The sequence below is a fragment of the Rhodoblastus sp. genome (assembly GCF_041915505.1).
Classification (GTDB): Bacteria; Pseudomonadota; Alphaproteobacteria; order Rhizobiales; family Beijerinckiaceae; genus Rhodoblastus.
Genome location: NZ_JAYSBG010000150.1, coordinates 1 through 8148, shown reverse-complemented (window position 1 = coordinate 8148; position 8148 = coordinate 1). Strand labels below are relative to the sequence as shown.

Annotated in this window: 5 protein-coding genes; 3 read left to right on the top strand and 2 right to left on the bottom strand. The window is 64.6% G+C overall.

From position 1 onward, the window contains the following. Window positions 1-144 precede the first annotated feature (144 nt). Entirely contained in the window at window positions 145-2799 is a 2655-nt protein-coding gene (gene mutS, locus ACE3S9_RS10865) for a DNA mismatch repair protein MutS (RefSeq protein WP_374546478.1), read from the top strand. A 9-nt stretch (window positions 2800-2808) separates the two neighbouring features. Here the strand turns inward: mutS and ACE3S9_RS10860 are convergent, their stop codons facing one another. Next, the gene (locus ACE3S9_RS10860; protein WP_374546477.1) at window positions 2809-4128 is read right to left on the bottom strand and encodes an AAA-associated domain-containing protein; all 1320 of its coding nucleotides are present in this window, start codon (window positions 4126-4128) and stop codon (window positions 2809-2811) included. A 21-nt stretch (window positions 4129-4149) separates the two neighbouring features. Further along, window positions 4150-5880, bottom strand: coding sequence for an ABC transporter permease (locus tag ACE3S9_RS10855; RefSeq protein ID WP_374546476.1), 1731 nt, complete (start codon window positions 5878-5880; stop codon window positions 4150-4152). A gap of 293 nt (window positions 5881-6173) precedes the next feature. On the opposite strand from ACE3S9_RS10855, the gene ACE3S9_RS10850 reads away from it, so the two are divergent. Continuing rightward, window positions 6174-7712, top strand: coding sequence for a YifB family Mg chelatase-like AAA ATPase (locus ACE3S9_RS10850; RefSeq protein WP_374546475.1), 1539 nt, complete (start codon window positions 6174-6176; stop codon window positions 7710-7712). A 104-nt stretch (window positions 7713-7816) separates the two neighbouring features. Further along, the coding region (locus ACE3S9_RS10845) for a histidine kinase dimerization/phospho-acceptor domain-containing protein (RefSeq protein WP_374546474.1) at window positions 7817-8148 on the top strand (332 nt) is incomplete at its 3' end.

Below are 8148 nucleotides of genomic sequence, written 5' to 3'. Positions count from 1 at the left end.
CGGCGGAGCGACTTTGTTAGCTTCCGACATCGGCGGGTCGAGGACGGCATGAAGGGCGACGGAGAGCACAGCATGGGCGGGGCCGGCGCGCGCGAGGCGGTGAAAGCCAAGGAGAGCCGCGACGCGTCCGAGCGCGTCACCCCGATGATGGCGCAATATCTCGAAATCAAGGCGGCAAATCCGGATTGCCTGCTGTTTTACCGGATGGGCGATTTTTACGAATTGTTCTTCGAGGACGCCGAAATCGCCTCCCGTGCTTTAGGCATCGTCCTGACCAAGCGCGGCAAGCACCTCGGCGACGACATTCCCATGTGCGGCGTGCCGATCGAACGCTCGGACGATTATCTGCAGCGGCTGATCGGCGCCGGCCATCGCGTCGCGGTGTGCGAACAGATAGAGGATCCCGCCGAAGCGCGTAAACGCGGGCCGAAATCCGTGGTGCGGCGTGGGGTCGTGCGTCTGGTGACGCCGGGCACGCTGACCGAGGAGCAACTCCTGGAGCCGGGCCGGGCCAATATTTTCCTGGCCTTGGTCCGCCAGCGTGTGGACGAGGCCAATTGGCTGTTCGGCGCCGCAGCGGTCGATATTTCAACCGGCCTGTTCGAATTGTTCGAGACCGATTTTCCGGGCCTTCCCGGCTTGATCGCCCGGCTCGATCCCCGCGAAATCGTCGCGTCCGACGCGATCCTCGGCGATGAGGGCCTGAAGCGCCTGTTGCAGGAATCCGGCGCGTCGGTCGCGGCGAGCGATCGTTCGGCCGGTTCGGGCGTCGTCGCCGAACGGCGGCTCAAGGACTTTTTCGGCGTCTCGACCCTCGACGGCTTCGGGCCGCTGTCGCAGGCCGAGATCAATGCGGCGGCGGCCGCGATCGCTTATGTCGAACGCACCCAATTCGCGGCGCGCCCGCGCCTCTCTTTTCCGACCCGCGCCGAGACGAGCGCCCGACTCCAGATCGACGCCTCGACGCGCGCCAATCTGGAGTTGGCCCGGACCTTGGGCGGGCAGCGGACCGGGTCGCTGATCGCGGTTCTGGACCGCACGGTCACGCCGGCCGGCGCGCGTCTGCTGGCGGATTGGCTGGCGGCGCCTTTGCGCGATTGCGACAAGATCGTCGCCCGTCAGGACGCGGTGGGTTTCCTGGCGGAAAACGGCTTCCTGCGCCGCGACCTGAGAGAACGGCTGAAAGGCGCGCCCGACATGATGCGCGCGCTGGGCCGGCTGGCGCTGGATCGCGGCGGCCCGCGCGATCTCGCTGCCTTGCGCGACGGTTTCCGCGCCGCGCGGGATTGCGGCGCGCGCCTGCTCGGCGAGGATCCGCCCAATCTGCTGGCCAAGGCGGCGGCCTTTCTGGCCGAGGTCGATCTCGCCTTGGCCGAGGCACTCGGCGCGGCGCTGGACGACGACTTGCCGCTCGACCGGCGCGACGGCCATTTCATTCGCGCGGGCTTCGAGCCGGCGCTGGACGAGACGCGCGGCCTGCGCGACGAAAGCCGGCGCGTCGTCGCGGCCTTGCAGAGCCAATATTGCGACCTCGCTGAAACGCGCCAGCTCAAGATCAAGCACAATAATTTCCTCGGCTATTTCATCGAGGTGGCGCAGGCGCAGGGCGAAAAGCTGCTGCGTCCGCCATTCAACGCGACCTTCATCCACCGCCAGACCATGGCGGGGGCCATGCGCTTTTCAACCAGCGAATTGGGCGAGCTGGAAGGCCGCATCGCCAGCGCGGCCGACGAGGCGCTGCGGATCGAAAAGGCTTTGTTCGAGCGTTTCGCGACGCAGGCGCAGGACAAGGCGGCGGAGATCGAAAGCGCCGCCAGGGCCCTTGCCGCGATCGACGTCATTGCGGCGCTGGCCGAAAAGGCGGCGGACGCCGACTGGGTTCGGCCCAGGGTCGACGACAGCCTCGATTTCGAAATCATCGGCGGCCGCCATCCGGTGGTGGAGGCGGCCTTGCGCGCGCGCGGCGAAGGCTTTGTGCCCAATGATTGCGATCTGAGCGGCGCGCTGCGCAAGAACGCCGGCGCCTCCGGCGGCAAGATCGCGGTCGTGACCGGCCCGAATATGGCGGGCAAATCGACCTTTCTGCGCCAGAACGCCTTGATCGCGGTTCTCGCCCAGATCGGCTCTTTCGTTCCGGCGAAGGAGGCCAGGATCGGCGTGGTCGACCGGCTGTTTTCGCGGGTTGGCGCATCGGACGATCTCGCGCGCGGGCGTTCGACCTTCATGGTCGAAATGGTCGAAACCGCCGCCATCCTCAATCAGGCGACCCAGAAATCGCTGGTCATTCTCGATGAGATCGGCCGCGGCACGGCGACCTATGACGGGTTGTCGATCGCCTGGGCGGTGATGGAGCACCTGCACGAGGCCAATCGGGCGCGCGCGCTGTTCGCGACCCATTTCCACGAATTGACCCATCTCGGCCAACGCCTGCCGCGGCTGGTCAATCTGTGCATGCGCGTCACCGACTGGAACGGCGACGTCATTTTTCTGCATGAGGTCGCCCGCGGCGCCGCGGACCGCTCCTATGGCGTGCAGGTGGCCAAACTGGCGGGTTTGCCAAAAACCGTGGTGGAGCGCGCGAGAAACATTCTGGCGGAGCTGGAAAAGACCGATCGCCATGCGCCGGTCGAACGTCTCGTCGCCGATCTGCCGCTTTTCGCGGGCGTCGACGCCCCGGCGCCGCAACCCTCCGCGCCGGACGCGCTGCGCCTGACGCTGGACGCGCTCAATCCGGATGAAATGACCCCGCGCGAGGCGCTTGAGGCGATTTACAAGCTTAAGAAGGCCGCCGGCGCCTGAAGCGAAGCCTCAATTCGGGTTTTCGAGGCTGAACATTTCCGCCATTTCGTCATAGGCGAAAAGCTCGGCGTAACGCGCCCAGGAGATTACGGTTTCGAGGGTCTGTTCCGCATAATCCTCGGACATATAGTCTTCGAGTTCGTTGCGGAACCGCGCGGCCGGGGCGGAATGGGTCGGGCGTTCGTCGAGCACGCGCCGGATCAGGCTGATGATCGGCACATAAGTGATGAGGTGCTGCGCGAACAGCTTCTTGCGTTCGTCGGTGTCGAGATCGGCGAAGGCGCGACCGGCGTCGGACAGCAGGAAATCGCCTTCGCTGAGCATGCCGAAGCGCAAGAGCTGAAGCGCTTCCGCGATATGGAACAATTCGTCCGCTTCCATCTGGAGCTTGTCGGCGAGCACCGGCAGGTCGGCGCGTCCGTAGAACGGTTCGGCGGCGACGGCCTCGATCAGACCGGCGAGAACGTTGGTCGAAATCGGATGCAGCACCATGCCGACGCCGGTGCCCGGAATGCCGTCCTTGGCCGAGGGGCGCGGCTCGGCGCGCTGGGTCATGCGGGCGTAAATGCTGTCGACCAGAGCGCGGAACTGCGGATTCAGGCGATTACGCGGATGGGGCAGGTCGACCTTGATTTCCGAGGCGATCCGGCCGGGATTGGACGAGAATACCAGAATCCGGTCGCACATCAGGACCGCTTCCTCGATATTATGCGTCACCATCAGGACTGATTTCATCGGCAGCCGGCCTTCGACCCACAGATCGATGATGTCCGTGCGCAGGGTTTCGGCGGTCAGGACGTCGAGAGCCGAGAAGGGCTCGTCCATCAGCAGCAGATCGGGATGGACGACGAGCGCGCGGGCGAAGCCGACGCGCTGGCGCATGCCGCCCGAAAGCTCCTTGGGATAGGCCGATTCAAAGCCGTCCAGGCCGATCAAATCGATGGCGGCGAGCGCGCGCTTGCGTTGTTCGGGCTTGGCGACGCGTAAAGCGTCGAGGCCGAGCTCGACATTTTCGAGCACGGTGAGCCAGGGGAACAGAGCGAAAGACTGGAACACCATGGCGATGCCGCGCGGCGGCCCGTCGATCGGCTCGCCGCGACAGGCGGCCGATCCGGAGGACGGCTTCACCAGCCCGGCGATAATGCGCAGCAGGGTCGACTTGCCCGAACCGGAGCGTCCTAGCAAGCCGACGATCTCGCCGGATTTGATGGTCAGGTCGACATTTTCGAGCACGACCAATTCGTCGCCATTGGCCTTGGCGAAACTGCGATTGACGTTCTTCAGGTCGATCAGGGCGGATTCCGGCCCGGCATTGACGACATCGAGCATGGCGATCTCCGAAAAATCCGATTAACCGAGGCGCAGGCGGCTTTCCGCGAAGGCGTAAAGCGGACGCCAGAGCAGGCGATTGAACAAGGTGACAAAGGCGCTCATGACGACGATGCCGAGGACGACGCGGTGGAAATCGCCCGCATCGGTCGCTGCGGCGATATAGGAGCCCAGACCAGTCGCCGTCAATTTCTCGTCGCCCCAGCTCGCCACTTCAGCGACGATGGAGGCGTTCCAGGATCCGCCGGACGCGGTGATGGCCCCGGTAATATAATAAGGAAAGATCCCGGGGAGAATGACGTAACGCCACCATTTCCACCCCGTGAGGTGGAAGCTTCCCGCCGCTTCCTTGAGATCGCTCGGGAAGGCGCTCGCCCCGGCGATGACATTGAACAGAATATACCATTGCGTGCCCAGGATCATCAGCGGGCTCAGCCAGATCTCGGGATTGAGCTTGAAATGGATGATGAGGACGACAGCGGCGGGGAACAGGATATTGGCCGGGAACGCGGCCAGAAATTGCGCGAGTGGCTGGATTTTTTCCGCGATCGAGGGACGCAGTCCGATCCAGACGCCGATGGGCACCCAGACGAGCGAGGCCAAAGCGATCAGAACCACCACGCGGATCAGCGTGTAGAAGCCGTCGACCACGGCGGTCCCGACATCCGACCAGCTCAAGGTCGAGAAGACATAATCGACCACACGCCAGCCGACCCACGCGGCGCCGATGAAAATGATGGCGATCCAGACCGCGTCGATCGTCTTGGACGACACATTGAGCCTGAATTTCAGCTTCGAGAAATCCGGCAGGGGCAGGCGGAAGCGCGTCGTCGCTTCGACGGCGTCGGCCACCGCCGCGCCGAAGGTTCGCAGGAAGCGGGTCTGCCGGAACAGGTCGAGCAGCCATGAGGTCGGCGCTTCGGCGGAAGCGGTTTGCTCGAAGCGGAACTTGTCCGCCCAGGCGACGATGGGGCGAAACAGCAGCTGGTCATACATGATGATAACCGCGAGCATCGACAAAACGGCATAGCCGACGGCCGGAAGGTTTTGTTCCTTGATCGCGGTGGCGACATAGGCGCCGACGCCCGGAAGAGTGACCGTGGTGTCGCCGACGGTGATGGCTTCCGACGCGACCACGAAGAACCAGCCGCCGGACATGGACATCATGGCGTTCCAGACCAGGCCCGGCATGGCGAAGGGCACGTCCAGCCGCCAGAACCGGCGCCACCAGGACAGATGAAAACTTTGCGACGCCTCGTCGAGGTCTTTCGGCACGCTGCGCAGCGATTGGTACATGGAGAAGGCCATGTTCCAGGCCTGGCTGGTGAAAATGGCGAAAACCGAGGCAAGCTCCGCGCCCAGCACCCGGCCGGGGAACAAATTCATGAAAAAGACGACGGTAAAGGTCAGGAAGCCGAGAATTGGAACCGATTGCAGAATGTCGAGGATCGGAACGAGCACCATTTCGGCGCGCCTGCTCTTCGCCGCGAGCGTCGCATAGACGAAGGTGAAGACCAGCGAGGCGACCATCGCCGCCAGCATGCGCAGGACCGTTCGCAGCGCATATTCGGGCAGATGGGACGGGTCGAGACTGATCGGCGTGGCGTCCAGGACGGTAAGCGGAACATTGGTCTGGTTCACGCCATAGACGACGGTGACAAGGGCGCCGACGACAAGCGCGAGGGCCGCGAGGTCAAAGAGATTGGGGGCCAGGGCGCGGCCCAAGGCGCTCGGCGGCGCAGGATTTGTCACTGGCGCTGTTCCTTATGCGAGCTTGCCGAAACGGAGGGCGTGAGAGAGCGGCCGGCTGAGGCGACGCCGTACCTTGGTTACCCCACCGCGCATGACATTACTGTGACGGTTTTGTCAATTGCGGAAAGGTGAAAGATTGGCGGCGGAAGTCGAGAGCTAAATTCAAGAAAATATATTTATAATCAAATAGTTATTCCAAAATGCCTGTTTGGGGCGCAGCCGGGCTTGTTCGATGAATGTTCTTGCCAAGCCAAAGCCGATTCGGTAGCGTTCAAGCAATCCGGGGAATGGGCATGGTCGTTCGCGTTTCGACGGTTGCGTTTGAGGGCGTCGTGGCGCGGCCGGTCGATGTTCAGGTTCAATTGTCCAATGGCAGCGTCGTCTTCAATGTCGTCGGATTGGGCGACAAGGCGGTCGCGGAATCGCGCGAGCGGGTGCGCTCGGCGCTGGTCGCCTCGGGCCTGTCGCTGCCAGCCAAGCGGATCACGGTCAATCTCGCGCCGGCGGACATGCCCAAGGAAGGCAGCCATTACGACCTGCCGATCGCCCTGGGGGTGATGGCCGCCATTGGCGCGATCCCGTTCGACGCTCTCGACGGTTATACGGTCCTTGGCGAACTCGCGCTGGATGGCTCGATCAGTCCGGTCGCCGGCGTCCTGCCGGCCGCCGTGGCGGCGAGCGCGCGCGGAAAAGGCCTGATCTGTCCAGCCGAATGCGGGCCCGAAGCGGCCTGGGCCTCGGAAGACATCAAAATCCTGGCCCCGCGTTCGCTCATCCAACTGGCCAATCATTTCAAGGGGACGCAGGTGTTGGCGCGGCCCGCGCCGGCCATCCGGGCCACGGGCGGCGCGTTGCCGGATCTCCGCGAGATCAAGGGACAGGAGAGCGCCAAACGGGCTCTCGAAATCGCGGCGGCGGGCGGTCACAATCTATTGTTCAACGGGCCGCCGGGCGCCGGCAAGAGCATGCTGGCCGCCAGGCTTCCGTCGATCCTGCCGCCGCTGACGCCGCGCGAATTGCTCGAAGTCTCGATGATCCATTCGGTCGCCGGCGCGCTCGCCGGCGGCGAATTGACGGATCGGCGGCCGTTTCGAGCCCCGCATCATTCGGCGTCCATGCCCGCTCTGGTTGGCGGCGGGTCGAGCGCGCGGCCCGGCGAGATCTCGCTCGCGCATAACGGTGTGCTGTTCCTGGACGAATTGCCCGAATTTCAGCCGCAAGCGCTCGACGCGCTGCGGCAGCCGCTTGAAACCGGCGAGGTGGCGATTTCCCGGGCCAATCATCGTTGCGTCTATCCGGCGCGTTTCCAATTGGTCGCCGCGATGAACCCCTGCCGTTGCGGCCACGCCCTCGAGCCGGGCTACGCCTGCCGGCGCGGCGAGCCGAGGCGTTGCGCGCAGAGCTATCAGACAAGACTGTCGGGGCCTTTGCTCGATCGCATCGATCTTCATCTCGAAGTAGCGGCGATCCGGGCGTCCGATCTGATTCTGCCGCCGTCGTCCGAGGGTTCGGCGGAGGTCGCCGCCCGGGTCGCGGCGGCGCGCGACATTCAGCGCGAGCGGTTCCAGCGGCTCGGGCGCCCGGAAGTTCCCTGCAACGCCGCCGCCCCCGCGGCGCTGGTCGACGAGATCGTCCGCCTTGACGACGCCGGCGTAAAACTGGTGCGCGATGCGTCCGAAAGATTGCGTCTTTCCGCGCGAGGCTTTCATCGCGTGCTCAAGCTCGCGCGCACCATCGCCGATCTCCAGGGCTCGGAAAGCGTGCGGCGGCCGCATCTCGCCGAAGCTTTGTCCTATCGCGCAGCCTCCGAACGCGGCGAGATGGCCGCCTAGGGTCGATCGGCCCCGGGGCAACGAAACATTCAGGGGCAGCCGCTAAACTCGCGCGATTGCGGGCGTTCGCTCCCGCCTTGGTCCCTCGGTTTGGCGCTGATCGCATGGGCTTGATCCCGACCAATTGGTTGCTGCTTGTCGTCGTCGCGGTTTTGTCGGCCGCCTCGGCGCTCCTTGGCTTACGCGGCTGGCGCCGCGCGCTGGACCGCGCGGAAAAGGAGAGGGAGCGCCTGCTCGATGAAATCTGGGAACTGAAGGCGGCCGCCAGCGCCCTGAACAAGGCGGAAGCCGCCAATGAAGCCAAATCGCGCTTTCTCGCCATGGTCAGCCATGAAGTGCGAACGCCCTTGACCGGCATTCTCGGCATGGCGGAGCTGCTGAAGGCGACGGAGCTGAGCGCCGAGCAATCCTCCTATGTCGACGCAATCCGGCTGTC